The sequence below is a fragment of the Terrimonas alba genome (assembly GCF_042434975.1).
In the GTDB taxonomy this organism is placed as follows: Bacteria; Bacteroidota; Bacteroidia; order Chitinophagales; family Chitinophagaceae; genus Terrimonas_B; species Terrimonas_B alba.
This window is the reverse complement of sequence record NZ_JBHMQM010000007.1, coordinates 64,447-85,944: the sequence shown is the minus strand read 5'-3', so window position 1 is coordinate 85,944 and position 21,498 is coordinate 64,447. Positions and strand designations below refer to the sequence as shown.

Genomic DNA, 21,498 nt, shown 5'->3' with positions numbered 1-21,498 from the left:
GCACAAAATAAGGAAGATATTTTTTCTGCGAATCCCATTAATCACATAAACTTGCCTGCCGACAGGCAGGTCCCGGTTCAGGCTACAGTTTCTCCAGCATTTCCACTACCTTTTCACGTTTGAGAATCACATATCCAATCCGGTCATTACTGATACCTTCTTTTAGCTGGTAACTAAACTGCAATTGGTCGTTTTCTACTGTCGTTTCAAAATAGCGGAAAGAGATATTGGGAAAAACTTTTAACTCTTCACCGATTTCATACAGGTGAGTAGATAGAATAAAGAGCGAATTTTTCATCTTTATCAGCCCTTTAATCACCGTTAGCGAACATTTCATCGCATCCTGCACGTTGGTGCCTTTGAATAACTCATCGATCAGTACCAGCCATTTTTTACCATTATTTATTTTGTCGATGGTATTCTTTATACGCTGGACTTCGTTGAAGAAAAAGCTTTCACCTTTTGCAATATTGTCGACTACATTAATATTACTGAGCAAACCATCAAATAGGGTGAGTTTCATACTGGTGGCTGGCACTCCCATTCCCATGTGGGCGAGGAAAACAGCTGATCCTACCGATTTGATCAGGGTGCTTTTGCCGGCCATATTGGCTCCCGTCAAAAAAAGAAAATTATGTTCGGGGCTCATCTGCAAATCGTAGGCGACAGGCTTTGGAATCAAAATATGGTAAAGCCCCTTCGCTTCGACCAGGGGAGCTTCCTGGTCTATAAATTCGGGAAACGAAAGTTGATAGGTTTTTACAGCAACCGCCATCGAGTACCAGGCATCGAGCCGGCTGAAAATATCGATCAGTTCCAGCGTATTATTTTTATACCTGGTGCGGAGATAAAAGCCGAAATAAAGATTTTCCCGAATGGAGAATCGCTGCCCTCTTTCTGTTTTCGACAAAAGTTGCAACGGTTCATGTTGAATGATAAGCCGGATGCGTTCTATATAAATACTTATATTGGTTGGGAGGTCAAGACCATCCAGTAATGCTACAATTTGTTTGATCCCCCTGAAGAAATCAGCAAAATGCGGAATGGAATATTTCACCATCGAATAGTCTTCGCTGTGCAGCCACTTGTATAAAACGCTGTTAAACGTATTGCTTCGCTCACTGATGGGATCGAGAGAGTAGTCCATGAATTTGTCCATTACCAGCAAGGTGCCATTGGTAATATCTTCAGGCCAGTCATCCACATGTTCCATTAGTGTTCGGATGATCTTCTGGGTGCCGATAATTCGTTTTAAATCGCTATGCGGTTCTGTAAAAAATTTACGCAGCCACTCCTTACCTCCGCTGGTGCGGGTGAAATTCAGTTTGTGAAAAATCGAAAATTCCTCTTCCGGGTGAAAGATAGAAATGTCATTAAACGAAATATGATCTATTTGCATGGTCCGAACGCTGATTGTTATGATTATTAAGATTTGCCAGGCTATCGCTGTAGGTTACAGACTACCATTCATCATAACTATCATGATTATCTGCGTTCCTGCCTAGCGTTCAAATTTTAATCTTTCGCCCTTCTTAGATTCATCCCATACTGTATTCCATACGCCATTTCCCCCGACGACGGGATCGGGGCAGGCATATACCAAATGTCCATTCACAAAACTATGGGTGATGGCCGCCGGAAATTCAACGCCTTCTAGAGGGCTCCAGCCACATTTGTACAAAATGTTTTCTTTCGACACTTTTGTTTTATTGTTCAGGTCAACGATTACCAGGTCGGCATGATAACCTTCTTTGATATAGCCTCTTTCCTTTATTTGAAAACAATCCGCTACGGCATGGCTCATTTTCTGTACAATTTTTTCCAGCGATATTCTTCCCAGCTTGTGATAATGTAACATCATCAGTACGGAATGCTGTACCAATGGTAGCCCGGCGTGAGCTTTCAGGTAGGGTTCATTTTTTTCTTCGATCGTATGCGGTGCGTGATCGGTCGCTATTACATCCAAACGGTCATCCAGTAACGCTTTCCATAGGGCTTCTTTATTTTTCGGAGCTTTGATAGCGGGGTTGCATTTTATTTTATTGCCCAGTCTTTCATAATCATCACTGGTAAAATGCAAATGGTGCACACAAACTTCGGCCGTTATCCTTTTTTCTTTTAATGGCAGCATATTGCTGAAAAGTTGCAACTCTTTTTCCGTGCTGATGTGCAGTATGTGCAAACGGGTATTGTATTTTTTGGCCATTTGAATAGCATAGAACGAAGATTCAAAACAGGCTTCTTCACTCCTGATCACCGGGTGATCTTTGGCCGTCAACTCCCTGTTTTCTGCTTTTAGTTTCTCCAGGTTTTCTTTAATGATCTTTTCGTCTTCGCAATGCGTAGCGATCAGCAGCTCACTTTCACTAAAGACTTTTTCGAGGGTAAGCGGATTATCCACCAAAAGATTGCCGGTGGATGAGCCCATAAATATCTTTATACCGCAGATATCATTCTTTTTTTCATTTGCCTTTAAAGCTTCTGATGCATTTTCATTGGACGTCCCGATGTAGAAAGAATAATTGGCTAATGATGTTTGGGAAGCGATGGAATATTTGTCTTCCAATAGCTGCTGGGTAAAGGTTGGCGGCAGGGTATTGGGCATTTCCATAAAACTGGTAACACCGCCTGCTACGGCTGCTTTTGCTTCTGTATAGATCGACGCCTTATGCGTTAACCCTGGTTCTCTGAAGTGAACCTGGTCATCGATAGCACCCGGTAAAAGATATTTGCCTTCGCCGTTTATCTCGATCGCTTTTAAATCTGCCACGTTAATTCGTGGCCCGATTTTTTCGATACGGCCATTTTTTATCAATACATCATTCGTTGAAATCGATCCTTCGTTGACGACATGAATATTTTTAATCAGATATATTTGCATAATTTGTTAACTGTTATCCTAAACTTGTTTGAATGCAATTTAAAAAAACCCTTGTAAGACTATTTGTATTTCTTTTACCGGTTGCTGGTTGGTCTCAATCTACTAACCTGTCCCAGGGTGATAAGCAAAATATCTTACTCGAAAGAATGGAGATAAAAGCAGGTACGGATTCGGTGCTTAATTTTTCCAAAACCAGGTATTTTAACCGTAACAAATATGTGATAAATGGCGTGAGAAGCTATTTGCAAAAAGTGGATTCATCCGCTTTGTCAAAAGCGGACGCTTATAATTTGCGTAGCCTTTATATGAACAACACGGAATGGCTTACACCTGAAGAGCTTGAATTTTACCAAAGCAAGAAACCTATTTTAAAAAATTTTTATACGACTCCCGCCAACCTTTATGAAGTGCATGTAAAGGATTTTGATCTCATAATCAATCCGGTTGTTCAATATGTGATTTCGAAAGAAAGCGACAATGATCAATCGTTGTTTTTAAATACACGGGGACTAACCGTGAGAGGAAAAATTGCCAATAAGATCGGGTTTGCAGCCTATCTCACCGATAACCAGGAAAGGGATCCTGCCTATGTACAGCAATGGGTAAGCGACCGGCAAGCCGTACCGGGCAATGGTTATTATAAAAGTTTTAAAGCAGTGGGCGGCCTCGACTATTTTGATGCGAGAGGATATTTTACTTTCAATGTCGCCAAATACATTGATGTAGCATTTGGCTACGATAAAAACTTTATTGGAAACGGGTATCGCAGTTTATTCCTGAGTGATTTTGGTAGTAACAACCTCTTCCTGAAGTTAAATACAAGGATCTGGAAGTTCAATTATCAAAACTTGTTCATGGAGTTGCACAATGCTTACCAGCGGGGTGGCGACAAGTTGCTGGGTAAGAAGTATGCTGTAATGCATCATCTTGATATCAATATTTTGAAATGGCTAAATGTTGGTTTATTTGAAGGCGTCGTTTTTGGTCGTACCAATAAGTTCGACTTTTCTTATCTGAATCCCATCATTTTTTACCGGTCGATAGAACAGCAGAATGGAAGCCAGGACAATGCAGTAGTGGGTCTCGATTTGAAAGCTAACCTGGCTAAACGTTTCCAGGTTTATGGACAATTATTACTGGACGAGTTTAAACTTTCTGAGGTTAGGGCTAACAGGGGCTGGTGGGCCAATAAGTTTGGCATTCAAATGGGTGCCAAACTTATTGATGCCTTCAACATAAAGAATCTTGATCTGCAAATAGAGCACAACAGGGTTCGGCCATTCACGTATGCTCACAGGGATTCTGTCGCCAATTATACGCACTATAATCAACCATTAGCGCATCCCCTGATGGCTAATTTCAAGGAGCTGATTGGTATTGCCCGTTATCAACCTGCACCAAAATGGATGGTACAGGTGAAAGGCATCATTTATCAACAGGGAAGAGACTCCAGTGCCGCCAGTTATGGAAGCAATATATTCTTACCTAATACGCCACCTTATCGAACCGGCGATTACGGGTACAATATTGGCTCAGGATGGAAAACAAACGTGATGTATGGTTCGCTGCTGCTATCCTACGAATGGAAACAAAATCTTTTCCTCGAATTATTTGGAGCTTATCGCAAACAGGAAACAAAAACGGCTCCGGTTACTTCAGACAATAGTACTACTGTATCGTTTGGGGTAAGATGGAATATGCACAGGAGGGAATTCGATTTTTAGCGGCCCGGCCTCGCCCTCCTTCTCCCTCTCCCAAAGAGAGGGAGAGGTGCTGTATATGTTTAATCAACTTTATAACTGCCACATCAACTTTATATCTCTAGCTAGCATTTTCGAAGATCAAATTAGAATTGACATTTCCGAAAAGCAAGGGCTGTGCAGTTGGTGGCCTCTTCTTTGGGAGGAGGTCGGGAGGAGGCCGGCTCTACCCCTCGATATGCAAACTAAATACGATCATCCGCGACTGTATCTTATCAAATACACTTGAGTATTTTAAATTCGGGTCACGGCTATGAATATTGTTAAGGCCGTTGCTGATCTTTAACTCGGGCGAAAGAATAAAACTGGGGAAGAAAAAGTTGAAGCCCAGGCCCAATTCAACGCCATAATCGTATTTTTTAATTTTTACGAGGTCTTCGGCACGTTTTGCGCGGGCATTGCTGGCAAGATCTATATCACCTTTGACCCCCGTCATCATATACACCCGGAAATTGCCGATTCTATCGGATTGCAATTTCACCTGCACCGGGAAAGTGACTAATACTGATTCAATTGTCTTATTGATTTCCGTTTGACTTCCCTCGGGATGCTTGAGCTTATAATAAATATTGCGTTCGGTAAACATCAATTGGGGGTTGAAGCGGAGTTGGAAGCGATCCGATAACCTGGCTGTTGCCAACAATCCAAGCGCAAAACCATTCGAGTTTTTGGGCTCGGCGATATATACGCTGTCGTTTTCGAGAAAGTGGGGGTGAAGTGAGGTTTGAAAACGGGACATATTGGAACCCAGCGTAATCCCGAAATAATAAGGCTTGCTATCATGATCGTACTGGTACAATTCCCGTGTTTGGGCTTTGACCACCTGTGCAAACAACAATACTCCAGCTACGAGACATAGTTTGGTTTTTAATGTTCGGGTTTTCGTCCGGTGTAAATGCAACATATACCTAAGCTTAGCGGTTTATAACGGGTATCGGAATAACCAGTTTTATTTAAAATGTCAACCAGGTTTTGCCTGTCAGGGAAAGCATTGGCTGATTCACACAAATAATCATATGCTTCCTTGTTTTGCCTGAACAACCGGGCCATTTGTGGTGCAATGACACCCATATACAAATTATAGAAACTGCGTATGGGCTGCCGTGGTTTAGAAAACTCAAGAATGATCAACTGCCCGCCGGGCTTTAATACCCTTAGGATTTCGGTCAGCCCTTTTTCAAGGTTTTCAAAATTGCGGATGCCAAAAGCCACCATCCCGGCATCAAACGTATTTTCCCCAAAATTTATTGTTTCGGAATCTCCTACCTGTAATTGGATTTTAGACGCAAGTCCTTCTTTTTCAATTTTTTTTCGGCCAACCTCCAGCATCTGTGGGGATATGTCGATGCCTACCACCTGGGAAGGGCTAAGCATTTTACAAGCCCGGATTGCCATATCTGCAGTACCGGTTGCGATATCTAAAATAGTCTGGGGGTTATCTTTTTTCAACAGGCGAATGGCTTTTTTGCGCCAACCTACATCCGTACGGGCCGAAAGAAAGCGATTCATAAAATCGTAACGTCCTGCAATGCGATCAAACATTTCAGCTACCTGTTCTTTCTTGGTTTTTTCTGAATCCTTATACGGTATAATATGGTCGTGTGGTAAGGGGTTAGACATGGGGGGCAAAGGTAAGCTTAGGATTTCTGTTTTGGCCAGGGATTGGATTTTTAACAATGGTCAGCCGCAATGCCATACCCTCTTTATTTCTGTTCATCCACTATCTTGCAGCCTCATGGAAATTAAAGATGCCAAATATTTAATCAGCAATGCGGATTTCAAACATTGCCCGCCACCAGACAGGCCGGAGTATGCTTTTATAGGAAGGAGCAATGTGGGCAAGTCATCCTTAATAAATATGCTAACCAATAAAAAAGCCTTAGCCAAAACGTCTTCGGCGCCGGGAAAAACGCAACTCATCAATCATTTTGATATTGTGTCCAATGATAATCGGAAGTGGTACCTGGTAGATCTTCCCGGCTATGGTTATGCAAAAGTATCCCAGAAAAGCCGTCGCAGGTGGGAGCAAATGATAGAAGGGTATATCCGTAAACGGGAAAATCTTGTTTGTCTTTTTGTTTTGATCGATAGCCGTCATGAACCCCAGAAAATCGACTTTGAGTTTTTAAATGACCTGGGACGCTGGGAAATTCCTTTTGTCATCGTATTTACAAAGAGTGATAAGAATAAGCCCGGTGCTACCACACGTAATGTTGAAGCATTTTTAGATGGCATGGGACAATATTGGGAAGAGCCACCACCATACTTCATCACTTCCGCTCTTAATAAAGATGGAAGAGACTTATTATTAAATTATATCGAAGGGTTGAATAAAGGATTTGTGATCACCGGTAATGAAAATCCGAATTAGTTTGTTTTCTATTTTATCTGTTTCTTTGCACCGAACCCGGCACCAACATGAAGAAGATATTTACTGAGCGCAATATTGTAGTTGTATTATTTATAGCAGCATTTGTGGTTTTTTCGTTTGCACAGGAAGATGCCAAAAAGATCGAAAGAATGAAGGGCGTCGTCGTGGTTACAAACCCATCTATTATTTCTTCTCCCCGGCAAACTGCGGAACTCAGTACCATCAATAACGCTGCTTCAGTAGCAGTGAAATAGCATTGCAGCGAATTCCCAATAATTATATAAGCGTACTATCGAAAAGTAGGGGAGACGACTCCTTGTGCGGGGCGTGCCCCACATTTTTTTTAAACCGAGGCCGGGAGTTTAGTTCACGACTTTATTTGCACAGCTGCTGCTGGCAAATGCTTCTGGTTTGGCTTTGAAAGCAAAACCCATTCCGAGGATATAACCCATAGCTTCTTTCAAAGCGTCATTACTTTTGAAATGCGGGTTAGTATTGATGTCAGCATGCACTTCCATGTCCACGTTGTAAATAGTGAACAGGTTGCAAAGCTCATAAGCAATTTCAATGCTTTTGGCTACTTCCATCAACATTCTTTCCTTGATCGTGAACTGCTGGCGGGTCTTGTCATTGTGAATGAACATAAATCCGCCATGGCCTTCTCTTAAAAAGACAATTACGGTGGCAAATTCCGTTTCTTTCCCTTTTACCTGGGAGTCAGTTCCAATGCAAACTTTCAGTTTATAACCGGCTGCCGTTTCTCGTTTGATAGCATTTTCAACTGCGTTGGTAATCGGGAGATCAATCGTGTCGCCATTAAATTTTCTCCATCGCATATAAAAAGAGGTTTTCCTAAGTTATAGAAAAACCGGCAATTAACAAAAGACATGATGGTTATGGTTGTGTTAACGGAGGTGTTTTTAACTGATGATACAGCCATGGTGAGTGGCTATATCATCAGTAATAGTGGACAAGGAAGGATCAACCTTTCGCTAATGAAGCGGGTGGTTTGATAACAACAAAGTTTCGGTTGTTGTCATAGGTATTGGTAGCTGCAAAAGGGTTGCGAATTGAGATAGCGCCAGGCAAAATCTTTTTATCATCACAAAGCCGGGGCATGCGCAGTGAAATGGGTAGACGATGGAGAAAACGAAATAGATAAACCTTTGCTTCCTGTTGGCTGATAGGTGAACGCAATATGTATGCATGGCAAAAGCCTGCAGATAAAAGGTTGATCATGGATATTATTAGACAGGTAAAAGTTATAGTACAGGAGGTAAAAGCCTGTGTTGCTTATCAGAGGGGACGGTTATCAAAGATTTGCAATTTTTTTTGCATGCCCAAAAATCGCCCCGTTCAATAATATAAATAGAGTGTTAGTACGTTGAGGTAAATCGTAAATATTCGTCAATCAATGATTAGTACTGGCCGGTGCTGAGCATTACCAGTGTGCAGGCTTCGAGTGGTTGAATCTTGTTTTCTTTGGCGAGCCGGATCAGTTCTTCGTTTTCGGTACCAGGGTTAAAGATGATTCTTTTCGGTTTCAAAGAAACTATGTAATCATAATACTCTTGCTGATGCGTAGGGTTCAGGTAAAGAGTGACGGTATCAATATCATTCACCTCCTGTTTTTCCTTTTCGATAATGACATCATTCACTTTTGTATTCTTTCTTCCAATAGCCACAACCGGGTGGCCATGACTTCGCAACCGCTGTATGGCCAGGTAGCTATACCGCGAAGGATTGTCGGAGGCGCCTAAAACCAGGGTTTTCTTTTTATTACTCATGTTACAAATCTAAGTCACTATAAATAACATCAAAACAAGTGGTATTGTTTTCGGGGGACAGCTGACACAATGTTGGCGAATGCATCCTGTAAAAATGGATACTTGAATGGATAGCCTGTTTCTATCATTTTTGTTGGTAATACCCATCGACTTTTTAGAATAAGCTCTACTTCAGTTCCAATTAAGGGAGCTCCTAACTTCAGCATCCATTTATAAGCAGGCAAACCCAAAGTATGACCCGTGGCTAGTCTTAATTGTTTCATGAACTCAGCATTAGTGACAGGGTTAGGAGAGCAACAATTATAAACACCTTCAATTTCTGGATGGTCCACTATCCATTTAATCATGCGGCAGGTATCTTCAATATGCACCCAACTATACATTTGCTGACCACTTCCCTGTTTTCCTCCCAGTCCTAATTTTAAAAGATTGAAGTAGGGAATTAATACCCCGCCCGGTCCCAGTGTGATAGCCATCCTCAGCGCCACTTTCCTTGTGACAGGAGTTGTTTGTTCAAAAAATGTCTTTTCCCAAAGTTTACAAACCTGTACCGAAAAATCATTATGAAACTCGCCGGTATATTCATCTTGGGGCCTGTCTTCAGCATGACGGTAAATGGTAGCAGAAGAAGCGTTGATCCAAAGTCTGGGTGGTATGGTGCATTCACTGATCGCTTTGCCAATAGCTTTTACTGCATCAGAGCGGCTGTTAAATATTTCTTTTTTATTCGCCGTGGTATAACGGCAGTTAACTGTTTTTCCTGCAAGATTGATCACCATGTCGGCAGCATTCAATTGCTTTGCCCATTCACCGGTATTTTGTCCATCCCATTGTACAAAATAGATGTTTTTTACGTCTTCGGCGGTAAGCGATGTATAATGATTTCTGTTGTTTTGGACATTTTTTAATTGGCGGGTAAGGACAATAATCGTGTTTTCTTTACCAAAATATTTGATCATTTCCTGGCCAATAAAGCCTGTCCCTCCGGCCAGTATGATTTTTTTATTTTTCATCTTTTTATTTTAAGTGTATAAACTCTTTGTGTTTTAATAGTCGGTGCTCAGCGTGGCAAATAACCATGTACCAGATAGTCAGAAAGAAAAAAATCAGTAAATAAACGCCGGCAACTATTAGAATAAAGAGGTAATATTTCCAGAAAGGAAAGGTTGATAGTCCCAATATAAATAGAAATAAAAGCGTTCTGTTATACGTAGTCCTTTCGGGAAGCGAATAATATTTATGTTTTAAAAGCATATGTATAAGGCAACTGATAACTTGCCAGCCAAACAGAAAGCAGGTTCCGGCATGTATAAAATCACCAGAGTCTAAGCAGTAAATAGAGTTGAATATGAAAAGAATCAGCTGTATCGCAAGATCGGATTGTTTGAAAATTTTCATACCAATATTTTTAAATTTTCAGAAAAAAATGAAATGTTATTCTGTTAAAAAAGCCGGTAACAACCGGCCTGTTAATTAGTATTTTATTTAAAGAGCTTAACCAGGTTGCTCACAAACCAGCTTTCTTCCGCCCTGATCATTGTGTCCAGGGTTTTGTCGGCTTGCTTGCCCAATTTCTTAATGCCGCTAACCGTGTCCACAAAGGCTTTTACATGTTTATCTTTTTTATCGCCTTCCACTTCCTCAAGTTGGTCGAGCAATTTTAACATGGGCTCCAGTTCCCTTTTTTTTCTTTCCTTCACAATCATCTTTACCACTTTCCAGATATCCTTTTCAGCAGAAAAATATTCTTTTCTCTCACCCGGCAGGATGACCCGCTCCACCAATCCCCAACTGATCAACTCACGGATATTCATATTGACATTGCCACGGCTGATATTCAGCTCTTCCATCATGTCGTCCTGGGTAAGCGGATCGGGGCTTATTAATAGCAATGCATGGATTTGAGCCATGGTGCGGTTGATGCCCCAGTTCGTTCCAAATGCACCCCAGCTGCTGATGAATTGTTGTTTGCCTTCTGTAAGTTTCATAAGTCAAAACTAGGGTAAATATTTTGAATTTTCAATAGTTACTGAAAAAAAAATTAATTGCTCCTGATTGTCATGGGTTGCCTGCGATAGGCATTTACAGCCTTACCATTATGAAAGGCAGGCACCCATTTGGGGCACTGGCTCAAAATCTTAGCGAAGGCTTCGTCAAAACTATATTCTACCGATTGAATTATTTTCACATTGCGAACGCTGCCATCAGTAGCTATTACAAATGAGAAGACCGCCGTCCCATTTTTAGAAAGCTTAGTAGTTCTTTCGGGGATTTTCATGTTCTTTTCCAAATATTTCCTCCATTGAGTTTCCCCGCCTTTAAAATAGGCTTCCCTCTCATCCCTTTTAATTGAATCCGTCAGGTCTGTTTTATGACTGCTGTATAATTCCTCCCGACCCTTTCTTTCAAGAAGACCCCCCTGGTTAAATTTTTCTTTTTGAATAATTTTTAAAGAATCATCGAAGTAATACCAAATCTTATCTTTCTTCCCCTCAGCAACAAAACCTGATGAGTCAATTTTTCCGTTGTTGTCAAAGAAAGCAAAATAGCCAGCAGGCGTAGTCATTTCTTTATCGCTATAGGTTTCCACAGAAATTATCGGCCCTGTAAAATTATAATACTTCCATTGCCAGGCCGTGTCGGCAAGTTTTTCCAGGATGCCAATAAATTTACCTTCTTCTATTTTACACGGTTCGCCATTCGCATTAAAGACATAATAAGATATTTCTCCTTTCTGGTTCTTTTGTGCAGACACTGCCGGGAAGGATAGAAGTAATATTAGTGAAGTCAAAATTTTCATAGAAGGGAAAGGTTTTGCAGGGGGCAGGGATTAGAATAAGATTATTTTGCTTCCGCAATGTCAGTACTCGTATCATCTCCGTTTTTATGTTTACCTAAATAGGTTGGTAAATCCATTCCTGCCATATCAAAAATGTCTTTTAACGGAGGAACAGACTTGTAAAGCCCACTTACAAAATTGGCGGTTGAACTTTTACCATCTGCATTTTGGCCACCATCCCAAACTGTTACCTTGTCTATTTTGATATTTCGGATCGCTTCAGTTTGCAGTTTTACTAATTCGGGCAATTTATCAGCGATTAATAACAGCACTGCATCTTTGGGGTTATCTCCTGCGGCTTTCACTATTCTGTCAAGGCCTTCGGCTTGTTTGGTAAGTATCTCATACATACCACGGGCTTCGGCTTCCAGCTTTGCAAAAATGGCATCAGCCTCACCTTTGGCTTTTTCTCTTACTTGTTCGGCCTGAGCTTGTGCTTCTATGATAAGTTTTTGTTTTTGTATATCTGCCGCTACTACAATTGTTGCATTTTGGGAAGCCCGGTCTCTTTCAGCACGGGCATCTTCTGATTTTTTTTCCGCGAGGTATGCCTCTTCAAGTGCTTTAGCCGCCTGAACTTTTTCTGCTGCTATTGCTTTTTTTAATGCTTCAGCCTCTCTTTCCCTTCTTGTTGCATCGGAGTTGGCAATCTCGATTTTAGAAAGGTTTTCTCCCTGTACGGCAATGGCATTAGCTTCAGCCATTTTTACCCGGGTATCCCTTTGTGCTTCTGCTTTACCAATATTTTCATCACGGTTAGCCCCCGCAATTTGTATTTCTTTTTCTTTTAAAGCTACAGCTACATTGATGTCTCTGTCACGCTGTGTTTCGGCTACTTTAATATCTCTTTCTTTTTCGGCCGTTGTTTTACCAATATCTCCGGTACGTTCTTGTTCCGCTACCCGAATTTTCGCTTCATTGATTGCTTTGGCGGCCGCTTCTTTACCGAGGGCGTCAATATAACCGCTTTCATCCTTTATGTCTGTTACGTTTACGTTGATCATTTTTAAGCCAATTTTATTCAGTTCGGCCTCCACATTGCTGGCAATATTGGCTAAAAATTTATCGCGGTTATTATTGATCTCTTCAATATCCATCATAGCCACTACCAAACGCATCTGGCCGAGAATAATATCTTTTGCAAGATCATGAATGGCGGGTCGTTGCATGCCCAGCAAGCGTTCCGCTGCATTTTGCATCACCGAAGGTTCGGTAGATATACCAACTGTAAACCGGGAGGGTACATCAACCCTGATATTTTGTTTACTTAAAGCACTGGTGAGGTTTACCTCAAGCGAAATAGGAGTAAGATCGAGGAAGGAATAATCCTGGATAATGGGCCAGATAAAAGCAGCGCCACCATGAATACATTTTGCAGTCAATGTTCCTTCAGCACTTTTACCGACCTTACCAAATACTACCAATATCCTGTCCGATGGGCAACGCTTATAGCGGCGGAACATGGAATAAATAAGAACAAAAAAGAAAATAACCGCTATTGCAACGATCAACAAAAGATTTTCAGCCATAATACTAGTTTAAATTTTATTAGGTAAGATTAGAGAACTTTAGTTTTAAAGATTGGCAGAAACAACAAGTATGTTGCTATTCACAATTTGGATCACTTTTACCAGCTTTCCGGTAGGTATATCATTTTCGTCGTCAGTAATAGCCAGCAGTTCCTGCAAAGATCCCTGAACCTTAATGTGCACTTTACCATATCCATTTCTTTTGGCAGGAATGAATAAATAAGTCTGACCTATCTTATCGAGAGCATTTGATACCTGTAATGTGCCACTGTGTTTTAACCGGCTCATGCTTCGAAGGAGAACGGCCATCATTGCAACCATCAATGCGCCAGCTATCAGTGCAGCACCGATGGTAATGCCCTTGTCCATTCCCCCTTTAATGAAAGCAATACCTGTCCATCCAAAAATGGTAAAAAAAGCGATGAGATTTTTGATCGTGAAAAACTGGTATCCTACACCGTCATCATCGGCAATTGAAGCATCAGCATCTCCTGACGAAGTATCACCATCGCCGGATGTGAATGAAAGAATAGTTTGTGCCAGAAACATCAGGGAAAAAAGAATCGCTATGACCCAAAAAATTTTTTCAAAAAAAAGCATAGATCCCCACCAGGCGGAAATATCAAGCAGTCTCATGTTTGGATTGGTTCGGTGAATACCGAAAATAAGAAATCCCGCCATTTGGCGGGATAAAATTTCAAACATGATAATTATTTAAAATTTGTTTCGATTCGATTGTCACAGAGCTGGGTTGTTCTGTGTTTCCCACTTTACTTTATCCCAAATTTTGCAAAAATTTCGTATCGTATTTTGATTTTGGTAAACGCAATTTCATTTTCCAGGCCTTTTGCTTCGGATCTGCCCAAATCGGTGACAACTACTTCGTGTAGCGCCGTGTTGGAATACTGGTTTGTTGGATAGACCGTGTAAACCTGCTCACGGATAACGAGTGGCTTGCCTGTTTGCTCACCAATAGATAGCAGCAAATAGTCTGCTTTATCTTTTGCATTTTTCATGGCTTCGATCTTTATTTCTTTTCGAAATTTTTCAATTTGTGAATGAGATGTTTTGCTGATGCCAGCATCCTCTATTTCAAGTTCATCCAATAGTTGAAAAAGTTTATTTACCTCACCTGCATTGTGTACTTTCATCAAAAGCCTTTTTTCGGTAAGCACTCTATTTTTTCTGAATACCCGGTATTGCAGATTTCCATCGGCGCCGGACAAGCTTAAGTTATTTATATCAAAACCGTTTTCTTTCAGTTTTTGCAACAAGGCATCTTCCTGGGCCTCGATTTTAAATTTGTCATTGTTCTTATTCTTTTCCCGCAGTACAATATTGATATAGATCTCGTCCGGAACGATTTCCATTTCAGCAGATCCCGTTACTTCGATATTGGGTTTTTCTTCCGGTTGTAAGATTTGTTGGGCTGGCACTGTCAGGCTGGACAGAATGATTGCAAAAAGGGAAATGATTTTTTTCATATCTGGTAGTTTAAAAAATGCTTAATAATATGAACCAGATGCCCGATTGCAGATTTTTGCATACAATAAGAAAAATAAATAATGTAGTAGTAAATCGCAATTCAGGAATTGGCCCGCTTTAACCCGATTCTTCCAAAGTAATCCGGGCTGAAAAAAAACATATAAAAAACCGGCCTTATCTTTCCATTAATTTCTTAACCTCTTTCATTTGCACCATCATGCGCAAACTTTTTTTTCAAAATATTCGTCGATCCGCGATTCTCATCGCCTGGTTTCTTATTAGTCTTCACACGATGGGTCAGGATGATTATTATTTTACTAAGGGTTTGTCGGTGAACGGAGTTTATCGCTATGGTAGGGAAGCTCTGTACCAGGACAAACTGGCCTATCAACTTTATACGAAAACGTTGGAAGCTCCTGCAGAAGGAAAATCATTGGGTGAGAAAAATGACAAAGGAGAAGAGATCAAATGGCAACCGGTAAACGCCGACTCGGCCAATCGCTTCCGTGGAAGAGGATTTGGCGGTGGAGGCGGCTATCTCTATTTTACTTATACTGCTGATAAGGCAAAATCAGCTCTACTGAATATAAGCGGCAATAACGCAGTGTTTTTTAATGGTGAGTTGCATGCAGGTGATCCCTACAACTCCGGCTGGTTCTACATTCCAGTGAAATTAAAAAAAGGATTGAATGAATTATATGTTCGTTCAGGCGGCATGATGACTGTTAAATTAGTTTTTCCCCGCCAACTCATTCAGTTAAATACCGGTGACCCTACTTTGCCGTTTATTGTTTTGGGATCCGCTAATCGTTCATTGAAAACGGCCGTGGTAGTGATCAACGCTTCCCCTGCAGCGCTGAAAAATTATGAAATCAAAAGTTCGATCGGCGGAAAAGAATTAACGACTGCTCTCCCCGATATCCCTGCGATGACAACCCGCAAGGTAATATTTGAGTTTAACGGTGAAGGAGTTTCAGCAAAAGGTCGGCATGAGTGTATAATCCGCCTGCAATACCAAGGCAAACCAGTAGATGAAAAAACGATCATGATCGAAGCTGTTGAACCGACTGACAAATACAGTGAAACTTTCGTGAGTGAAATTGACGGAAGCCTGCAATATTATGCAGTGACACCACAATCACCATCCGGACCGCAAAAGTCATCAGCCTTGTTTTTATCGGTTCATGGTGCGGGGGTGGAAGCTATAGGCCAGGCAAGAGCTTACGGGCAAAAAGACTGGGGAACATTGGTTGCCGCTACCAACCGCCGGCCCCGTGGATTCAATTGGGAAGATTGGGGTCGTTTGGATGCTTTGGAAGTGCTGAATATGGCAAAGCAAAAGTTTCAGCCGGATCCCAAACAGATTTACCTCACCGGTCATTCGATGGGCGGTCATGGCACCTGGTTTTTGGGAGCCACTTATCCCGATAAATGGGCGGCCATTGCACCCTGTGCGGGTTATCCAACTTTAAAGGAATATGGCTCTGCCGATGGATTGATCCCTGCCAAAGGTGCTTCTGAAATGGAGCAATTATTGCTACGTGCCAGTAATCAAAGTGATGTGCCAAGACTGGCATCTAATTTTAAATCGTTGGGTGTATATATTTTTCACGGTGATTCTGATCGTACCGTGTCGGTGAACTATGCAAGGCAAATGAGAAAGCTGCTCGCCGATTTTCATACGGATATAAGTTATTATGAATACCCCGGTGGTGAGCATTGGTTTGGTGATCAAAGTGTGGATTGGAAGCCGATTTTTGATTTTTTCAAATGGCATGGCATTGCACCTGACAGCAGCATCGATAATATTGATTTTACAACAGCGAGCCCGGGTATTTCATCTTCTTATCGCTGGGCATCTGTTGAACAGCAGGCATATCCTTTACAATACAGCCGTATCCGGTTAAGCAGAAATAAAAAAAATTATAGCATCACAGGATCCACGGAAAATATTCGTTTGTTGAAATTAAAGTTGGATCAATTTGGCAGTAGTGCACTAGTAAAAATCTGGTTGGACAGTTTGAATGCAATATCATACACAACCAAAACAAAGAATGATAGTATTTTTCTTATTCGCCAGGATAACCAGTGGATGATTACCGGCAAAGCGCCTGCAGAAGAAAAAGGACCGCAACGTTATGGGACGTTTAAAGAACCATTTAATCACCGTATGGTCTTTGTATATGGAACCAACGGAAATGCTGAAGAAAATAACTGGAATCTTAGTAAAGCAAAATATGATGCGGAAACCTGGTATTATCGCGGCAATGGTGCGGTGGACATTATCACTGACAAAGCGTATTCAGAAAAATATGCTGGCAGAAATGTGATCATCTATGGCAATGCTAACACCAACAGTGTTTACAACAAATTATTGAGCGATTGTCCGCTAAAAATTGAACGCAATAAAGTGACCATTGGCAATGAGAGCTGGCACGGAGACGATCTTGCTGTGTATTTTACCTGGCCAATGAAAGGATCGGCAATTCATTTAGTCGGCCTGATTGCCGGTACAGGATTGAAAGGTATGCAGGCAGCCAATGCAAACCAGTATTTTGCCGGCGCCAGTGGTTTTCCCGATTTTATGGTCTTTCAGTTGCACATGTTACAACAAGGGTCAAAAGCAATAAAAATGGCTGGTTTTTTTGATAATCAATGGAAACTTTCCGCTGATAATTTTATTATAAATAAATAACAGTATTTCGTTCGGAAAGCAGCCAGTTAAAATTGGAGAAATATTAGTCATAATAAGTACAGCGCTATTGCCCGGCTACTCTTAGCTTTGAATTTCGGATCAGTTTAAAAAAAAGTAATCATGAATAAAACAATTTGGGAAGGTGTTTTTCCGGCGATGCTTACGCCATTTACAACCAACGATACTATTGATTTTGATTTGTTTGAAAAAAATATCCAGGCACAACTTGAAGCAGGAGTGGAAGGGCTTATTTTAGGTGGTTCCCTGGGTGAAGGAAGTACCCTGGAACAGGACGAAAAAATTCAGTTGCTGGTTTATGCAACGGAAACGATAAAAAAAGAAGTTTCTGTGGTATTGACGATTGCAGAACAGGCAACCCGTGCTGCCATTAAACTGGCACAGGAGGCGGAGAAAAACGGGGCTTCCGGTTTAATGATTCTGCCACCGATGCGTTACAAAGCTGATGACAGGGAAACTGTGGAGTATTTTAAGACTATCGCAGCCAATACATCGTTGCCGATCATGATCTACAATAACCCGGTTGACTATAAAATCGAAGTCACCCTGGATATGTTTGAGGAATTAGCAAAACACCCCACAATTCAATATGTAAAAGAGTCAACAAGGGATGTAACCAATATTACCCGGATGCGCAATCGTTTCGGTAATCGTTACAAATTATTTTGCGGTGTGGATACGATTGTAATGGAAGAATTGATGTTGGGAGCTGATGGCATTGTAGGCGGATTAGTGGATGCATTTCCCAAAGAGACCGTAGCTATTTATAAATTGGTAAAAGCAGAGCGTTATAAGGAAGCATTGGATATTTATCGTTGGTTCCTGCCTTTGCTGGAATTGGATATTCATCCCAAGCTGGTACAATATATTAAGCTGGCTGCCACGCAAACCGGTCTTTGCAGTGAATATGTAAGAGCTCCAAGATTATTGTTGCAGGGAAAAGAAAGAGACACGGTATTGGCAACGATCAACAAGGCCATTGCTTCACGACCCATATTGCCTGATTATTTAAAATTGCAGGCTGCGGTAAATGCCTGAATCATTTGATGCTCGTATGAAGTTTTTGTCTTTTCACTTTTCACTTTTGCCTTTTCACTTTGCTTTTAATTATGTCGTCTAAAACTTTTTTTTGTATTGATGCCCATACCTGTGGTAACCCTGTTCGTGTAGTAGCCGGTGGTGGTCCTTTCCTGGAGGGACAGAGCATGATGGAAAAGCGGCTGCATTTTTTAAAGGAATATGATTGGATACGCAAGGGTCTCATGTTTGAGCCACGTGGCCATGATATGATGAGTGGAAGCATCTTATATCCACCACATGACGAGCAGAATGATGTAGGCGTCCTGTTCATTGAAACAAGTGGTTGCCTGCCCATGTGCGGCCATGGTACTATCGGCACTGTCACCATTGCAATTGAAGAAGGATTGATCACTCCAAAAACTCCTGGTAAACTGCGGCTGGAAACACCGGCTGGTCTGGTGTTGGTGGATTACAGGCAGGAAGGTAGAAAGGTAAAATCGGTAAGACTTACCAATGTCAAATCGTTTTTAGCAGCAGAAAGTTTGGAAGTGGAATGTCCTGAGCTGGGAACGATAAAAGTGGATGTGGCCTATGGCGGAAATTTTTATGCGATTGTTGATCCGCAGGAAAATTTTCGGGGGCTTGAAAATTTTAAAGCCGACCAGTTGATTGCATGGAGCCGTGTATGCCGCGAACGTTTAAATCAAACGTATTCATTTATACATCCGGAGAATGAACATATCAAAGGGTTGAGTCATTTATTATGGACCGGTAAAACTATTTCACCTGATGCCACCGCCCGTAATGCTGTTTTTTATGGTGATAAAGCCATTGACCGGTCGCCCTGTGGCACGGGAACATCCGCAAGAATGGCCCAATGGTTTGCCAAAGGAAAATTGAGAAAGGGTGATAAGTTTGTACACGAAAGTATTATCGGTTCACAATTTATTGGGCGGATAGAAGAAGAAACAACCGTTGGTGATAAACCGGCCATCATTCCGTCCATTGAAGGTTGGGCTATTGTGTACGGGTATAACAATATAAAAATCGATGATGACGATCCGTATGCGCATGGCTTCCAGGTGATATGACGAAGGATTTTTTAAATTCATTTGCTTACGGTCGATGGATGAGATTGACTAACTGATACAATTAATATCTTTAGCGTTAATATAGCTCCGGAGGAGCAAAGTGTTTATAGCATGTAGCGAAATCGAAAACCGTCAATGCTCCATAGGAGCAACGTAATTCATGGCAAACACCTTTTCACAAATTTATTTGCAGTTTGTATTTGCAGTGCAAGGAAGACAGAGTCTTATTGCCAAAAGCTATAAAGAAGAGTTGCACAGATGTGTAACAGCTCTCGTCCAGGCGAGAAAGGCCAAAATGCTGGCGGTTCATTGTATGCCTGATCATATTCATTTATTTGTTGGATTTAAACCTTCGGTTTTGATTTCGAATTTTGTGAAGGAAATAAAAGTCGAAAGCAATGAATTCATTAATGCAAAAAAATGGGTCAATGGAAAATTTAATTGGCAGGAGGGATATGGGGTATTTTCCTATGGTCATTCCCAAATAAATACCGTTTGCCAATATGTTTTAAACCAGGAAATCCATCATCAAAAGAAAACATTTAAAGAGGAATATTTAGATTTTCTGGAAAAATTTGCGATTCCTTACGAGGAACGTTTTCTTTTTGAATGGAATGAGTAGCGGATACGTGGCTCCGATGGAGCCAGATGATTTTTTGATATTATTTTCTATAAACACTTTGCCCCTCCGGGGCGTTATTTTAGAAGAGTATCGGGTCTCCTCAATTTGTATCGTTAATAAAATTTAAAAGATAGAAGAATTGAAAAATGTTATTGTAATAGGCGGTGGTATTATTGGTTTGAGTGCAGCTTATTATTTGCGTCAATCAGGTCACCAGGTAACGGTGATTGATAAGGGTGATCTGCTGGATAATTGTTCCTACGGCAATGCCGGTTATGTTTGTCCCAGCCATTTTATTCCCCTGGCCACACCCGGTATTGTATGGCAAGGATTGAAATGGATGTTCAATTCAAGAAGTCCCTTTTATGTACAACCTGCATTGAACAGTGCACTGATCAACTGGGGACTCAATTTTGTAAAAAGCGCCACGAACAAACATGTTGAAAAATCAGCTGTTCCTTTAAGGGATATCGCCATATTCAGTCAACTGGAATATCAATCGTGGATGAACACACCCGGTTTTGATTTTTCATACGAGAACAAAGGTTTGCTGGAAGTGTTTCAGACAAAACCTGTTGGAGAGCATGCCAAAGACACCGTGGACAAAGCAAAAGAATTGGGACTGGATGTGGCTCTGTTAAGTTATGAAGAGCTGCAGGCTTTGGAGCCGCATACCAGGATCAACGGACTTGGTGCGATACACTTTAAAGGTGATGCACATTTATATCCTAATAAACTGATGACCGCCCTGATCGGCCAGTTGGAAAAAATGGACGTAAAATTCATCAGCCAGGAGACCGTTATCAAATTTGAAAAGAATGGCCAGCAGGTTAAAAAAGTTGTAACTGATAAGAATGCGTACAATGCAGATGAAGTCGTTATTGCGACAGGGTCCTGGAGCCGTGAGATAGCTGCCCTCGCTGATGCGAAAATTTCCCTGATGCCGGGACGTGGTTATTCCGTGACGCTGGAAAATTCGCCTTACTATCTTAATCACCCCGCCGTGCTGATGGAAGGACGGGTAGCCATTACACCAATGGATGGTAACAAAATACGCTTTGGCGGTACGATGGAAGTTGTACCCACCAAAACACCGCCGCGTTACAACCGGGTAGAAGGCATACTCAATGCGGTAAAAAGATTTTTACCGGAGTTTGATATCCCTATGCCTCCAACCGATAAAATTTGGTATGGCTATCGTCCCTGTTCGGCGGATGGATTGCCTTATATTGGGCGCATCAAAAAATATAAGAATGTAGTAGTGGCAACCGGTCATGCAATGATCGGTCTTAGCCTGGGCGCAGGTACTGGTAAGTTGGTAGGTGAATTGGTGGACGAAAAGAAAACCAGTTTGGATTTAAGTCCGTTTGAGGTGGAGAGGTTTGGATAAGGTAACTTAT

Annotated in this window: 21 protein-coding genes; 8 read left to right on the top strand and 13 right to left on the bottom strand. The window is 41.4% G+C overall.

Features of this window, described 5'->3' with window-relative positions; genetic code table 11:
* Window positions 1–82: 82 nt before the first annotated feature.
* Both ACFEL9_RS19680 and ACFEL9_RS19675 read right to left on the bottom strand, forming a co-directional pair.
* On the bottom strand, window positions 83–1,399 hold the full coding sequence (locus ACFEL9_RS19680) for a MutS-related protein (RefSeq protein ID WP_385893817.1): 1,317 nt from the start codon (window positions 1,397–1,399) through the stop codon (window positions 83–85).
* 102 nt (window positions 1,400–1,501) lie between these two features.
* Window positions 1,502–2,881 (bottom strand): dihydroorotase, encoded by a 1,380-nt coding sequence (locus ACFEL9_RS19675; RefSeq protein WP_385893815.1) that lies wholly within the window; start codon window positions 2,879–2,881, stop codon window positions 1,502–1,504.
* 32 nt (window positions 2,882–2,913) lie between these two features.
* Between ACFEL9_RS19675 and ACFEL9_RS19670 the strand changes: the two genes are divergently transcribed.
* On the top strand, window positions 2,914–4,605 hold the full coding sequence (locus ACFEL9_RS19670) for a hypothetical protein (RefSeq protein WP_385893813.1): 1,692 nt from the start codon (window positions 2,914–2,916) through the stop codon (window positions 4,603–4,605).
* A gap of 202 nt (window positions 4,606–4,807) precedes the next feature.
* On the opposite strand, the gene porT is transcribed toward ACFEL9_RS19670, so the two are convergent.
* A complete protein-coding gene (gene porT, locus ACFEL9_RS19665; protein WP_385893811.1) occupies window positions 4,808–5,545 on the bottom strand; it encodes a type IX secretion/gliding motility protein PorT/SprT in 738 nt (245 codons plus the stop codon).
* Window positions 5,509–6,261, bottom strand: coding sequence for a bifunctional demethylmenaquinone methyltransferase/2-methoxy-6-polyprenyl-1,4-benzoquinol methylase UbiE (ubiE, locus tag ACFEL9_RS19660; protein ID WP_385893809.1), 753 nt, complete (start codon window positions 6,259–6,261; stop codon window positions 5,509–5,511). Before ubiE ends, porT begins: the two co-directional genes overlap by 37 nt.
* Window positions 6,262–6,376: 115 nt before the next feature.
* Here ubiE and yihA point away from each other — a divergent pair, with 115 nt between their 5' ends.
* Window positions 6,377–7,012, top strand: a complete 636-nt coding sequence (yihA, locus tag ACFEL9_RS19655) for a ribosome biogenesis GTP-binding protein YihA/YsxC (RefSeq protein ID WP_385893807.1) — start codon at window positions 6,377–6,379, stop codon at window positions 7,010–7,012.
* A 47-nt stretch (window positions 7,013–7,059) separates the two neighbouring features.
* Window positions 7,060–7,266, top strand: a complete 207-nt coding sequence (locus ACFEL9_RS19650; RefSeq protein WP_385893805.1) for a hypothetical protein — start codon at window positions 7,060–7,062, stop codon at window positions 7,264–7,266.
* A 108-nt stretch (window positions 7,267–7,374) separates the two neighbouring features.
* Here the strand turns inward: ACFEL9_RS19650 and ACFEL9_RS19645 are convergent, their stop codons facing one another.
* The 9 genes from ACFEL9_RS19645 to ACFEL9_RS19605 form a co-directional block, all read right to left on the bottom strand.
* Window positions 7,375–7,848 carry a ribonuclease H-like YkuK family protein gene (locus ACFEL9_RS19645; RefSeq protein WP_276501099.1) on the bottom strand — a complete coding sequence of 158 codons (474 nt, stop codon included), beginning with the start codon at window positions 7,846–7,848 and terminating at the stop codon, window positions 7,375–7,377.
* A 145-nt stretch (window positions 7,849–7,993) separates the two neighbouring features.
* A complete protein-coding gene (locus ACFEL9_RS19640) occupies window positions 7,994–8,251 on the bottom strand; it encodes a hypothetical protein (RefSeq protein WP_385893803.1) in 258 nt (85 codons plus the stop codon).
* A 179-nt stretch (window positions 8,252–8,430) separates the two neighbouring features.
* On the bottom strand, window positions 8,431–8,799 hold the full coding sequence (locus ACFEL9_RS19635; RefSeq protein WP_385893801.1) for a CoA-binding protein: 369 nt from the start codon (window positions 8,797–8,799) through the stop codon (window positions 8,431–8,433).
* A 29-nt stretch (window positions 8,800–8,828) separates the two neighbouring features.
* Complete coding sequence (locus ACFEL9_RS19630) at window positions 8,829–9,812, bottom strand: TIGR01777 family oxidoreductase (RefSeq protein WP_385893799.1); 984 nt, start codon at window positions 9,810–9,812, stop codon at window positions 8,829–8,831.
* Window positions 9,813–10,280: 468 nt separating this feature from the next.
* On the bottom strand, window positions 10,281–10,787 hold the full coding sequence (locus ACFEL9_RS19625) for a GbsR/MarR family transcriptional regulator (RefSeq protein ID WP_385893798.1): 507 nt from the start codon (window positions 10,785–10,787) through the stop codon (window positions 10,281–10,283).
* A 53-nt stretch (window positions 10,788–10,840) separates the two neighbouring features.
* Window positions 10,841–11,599: an energy transducer TonB gene (locus tag ACFEL9_RS19620; protein ID WP_385893796.1), complete on the bottom strand. Its 759-nt coding sequence runs from the start codon at window positions 11,597–11,599 to the stop codon at window positions 10,841–10,843.
* A 41-nt stretch (window positions 11,600–11,640) separates the two neighbouring features.
* Window positions 11,641–13,167 (bottom strand): flotillin family protein, encoded by a 1,527-nt coding sequence (locus ACFEL9_RS19615; protein ID WP_385893794.1) that lies wholly within the window; start codon window positions 13,165–13,167, stop codon window positions 11,641–11,643.
* Window positions 13,168–13,212: 45 nt separating this feature from the next.
* Entirely contained in the window at window positions 13,213–13,872 is a 660-nt protein-coding gene (locus ACFEL9_RS19610; RefSeq protein WP_385893792.1) for a hypothetical protein, read from the bottom strand.
* A 65-nt stretch (window positions 13,873–13,937) separates the two neighbouring features.
* Window positions 13,938–14,651, bottom strand: a complete 714-nt coding sequence (locus tag ACFEL9_RS19605; protein ID WP_385893791.1) for an SIMPL domain-containing protein — start codon at window positions 14,649–14,651, stop codon at window positions 13,938–13,940.
* A 218-nt stretch (window positions 14,652–14,869) separates the two neighbouring features.
* Here ACFEL9_RS19605 and ACFEL9_RS19600 point away from each other — a divergent pair, with 218 nt between their 5' ends.
* The 5 genes from ACFEL9_RS19600 to ACFEL9_RS19580 all read left to right on the top strand — a co-directional run bounded on the left by ACFEL9_RS19600 (window position 14,870) and on the right by ACFEL9_RS19580 (window position 21,488).
* Window positions 14,870–17,347 carry a carboxylesterase family protein gene (locus ACFEL9_RS19600; RefSeq protein ID WP_385893789.1) on the top strand — a complete coding sequence of 826 codons (2,478 nt, stop codon included), beginning with the start codon at window positions 14,870–14,872 and terminating at the stop codon, window positions 17,345–17,347.
* Between the two features lie 120 nt (window positions 17,348–17,467).
* Entirely contained in the window at window positions 17,468–18,403 is a 936-nt protein-coding gene (locus ACFEL9_RS19595; protein ID WP_385893787.1) for a dihydrodipicolinate synthase family protein, read from the top strand.
* A 71-nt stretch (window positions 18,404–18,474) separates the two neighbouring features.
* On the top strand, window positions 18,475–19,476 hold the full coding sequence (locus ACFEL9_RS19590; RefSeq protein WP_385893785.1) for a 4-hydroxyproline epimerase: 1,002 nt from the start codon (window positions 18,475–18,477) through the stop codon (window positions 19,474–19,476).
* Between the two features lie 160 nt (window positions 19,477–19,636).
* The gene (gene tnpA, locus ACFEL9_RS19585) at window positions 19,637–20,098 is read left to right on the top strand and encodes an IS200/IS605 family transposase (protein ID WP_385893783.1); all 462 of its coding nucleotides are present in this window, start codon (window positions 19,637–19,639) and stop codon (window positions 20,096–20,098) included.
* A gap of 139 nt (window positions 20,099–20,237) precedes the next feature.
* A complete protein-coding gene (locus ACFEL9_RS19580) occupies window positions 20,238–21,488 on the top strand; it encodes an NAD(P)/FAD-dependent oxidoreductase (protein WP_385893781.1) in 1,251 nt (416 codons plus the stop codon).
* The last annotated feature ends 10 nt before the right edge of the window (window positions 21,489–21,498 follow it).

What these genes read in the sequence shown, in the direction of transcription:
- ubiE (WP_385893809.1), bottom strand. Translation starts at nt 6,261, where the DNA reads ATGTCTAACCCCTTACCACACGACCATATTATACCGTATAAGGATTCA.
- ACFEL9_RS19625 (WP_385893798.1), bottom strand. Translation starts at nt 10,787, where the DNA reads ATGAAACTTACAGAAGGCAAACAACAATTCATCAGCAGCTGGGGTGCA.
- ACFEL9_RS19640 (WP_385893803.1), bottom strand. Translation starts at nt 8,251, where the DNA reads ATGATCAACCTTTTATCTGCAGGCTTTTGCCATGCATACATATTGCGT.
- ACFEL9_RS19620 (WP_385893796.1), bottom strand. Translation starts at nt 11,599, where the DNA reads ATGAAAATTTTGACTTCACTAATATTACTTCTATCCTTCCCGGCAGTG.
- ACFEL9_RS19635 (WP_385893801.1), bottom strand. Translation starts at nt 8,799, where the DNA reads ATGAGTAATAAAAAGAAAACCCTGGTTTTAGGCGCCTCCGACAATCCT.
- ACFEL9_RS19675 (WP_385893815.1), bottom strand. Translation starts at nt 2,881, where the DNA reads ATGCAAATATATCTGATTAAAAATATTCATGTCGTCAACGAAGGATCG.
- ACFEL9_RS19595 (WP_385893787.1), top strand. Translation starts at nt 17,468, where the DNA reads ATGAATAAAACAATTTGGGAAGGTGTTTTTCCGGCGATGCTTACGCCA.
- ACFEL9_RS19615 (WP_385893794.1), bottom strand. Translation starts at nt 13,167, where the DNA reads ATGGCTGAAAATCTTTTGTTGATCGTTGCAATAGCGGTTATTTTCTTT.
- ACFEL9_RS19610 (WP_385893792.1), bottom strand. Translation starts at nt 13,872, where the DNA reads ATGTTTGAAATTTTATCCCGCCAAATGGCGGGATTTCTTATTTTCGGT.
- ACFEL9_RS19605 (WP_385893791.1), bottom strand. Translation starts at nt 14,651, where the DNA reads ATGAAAAAAATCATTTCCCTTTTTGCAATCATTCTGTCCAGCCTGACA.
- yihA (WP_385893807.1), top strand. Translation starts at nt 6,377, where the DNA reads ATGGAAATTAAAGATGCCAAATATTTAATCAGCAATGCGGATTTCAAA.
- porT (WP_385893811.1), bottom strand. Translation starts at nt 5,545, where the DNA reads ATGTTGCATTTACACCGGACGAAAACCCGAACATTAAAAACCAAACTA.
- ACFEL9_RS19680 (WP_385893817.1), bottom strand. Translation starts at nt 1,399, where the DNA reads ATGCAAATAGATCATATTTCGTTTAATGACATTTCTATCTTTCACCCG.
- ACFEL9_RS19650 (WP_385893805.1), top strand. Translation starts at nt 7,060, where the DNA reads ATGAAGAAGATATTTACTGAGCGCAATATTGTAGTTGTATTATTTATA.
- ACFEL9_RS19670 (WP_385893813.1), top strand. Translation starts at nt 2,914, where the DNA reads ATGCAATTTAAAAAAACCCTTGTAAGACTATTTGTATTTCTTTTACCG.
- tnpA (WP_385893783.1), top strand. Translation starts at nt 19,637, where the DNA reads ATGGCAAACACCTTTTCACAAATTTATTTGCAGTTTGTATTTGCAGTG.
- ACFEL9_RS19590 (WP_385893785.1), top strand. Translation starts at nt 18,475, where the DNA reads ATGTCGTCTAAAACTTTTTTTTGTATTGATGCCCATACCTGTGGTAAC.
- ACFEL9_RS19630 (WP_385893799.1), bottom strand. Translation starts at nt 9,812, where the DNA reads ATGAAAAATAAAAAAATCATACTGGCCGGAGGGACAGGCTTTATTGGC.
- ACFEL9_RS19600 (WP_385893789.1), top strand. Translation starts at nt 14,870, where the DNA reads ATGCGCAAACTTTTTTTTCAAAATATTCGTCGATCCGCGATTCTCATC.
- ACFEL9_RS19645 (WP_276501099.1), bottom strand. Translation starts at nt 7,848, where the DNA reads ATGCGATGGAGAAAATTTAATGGCGACACGATTGATCTCCCGATTACC.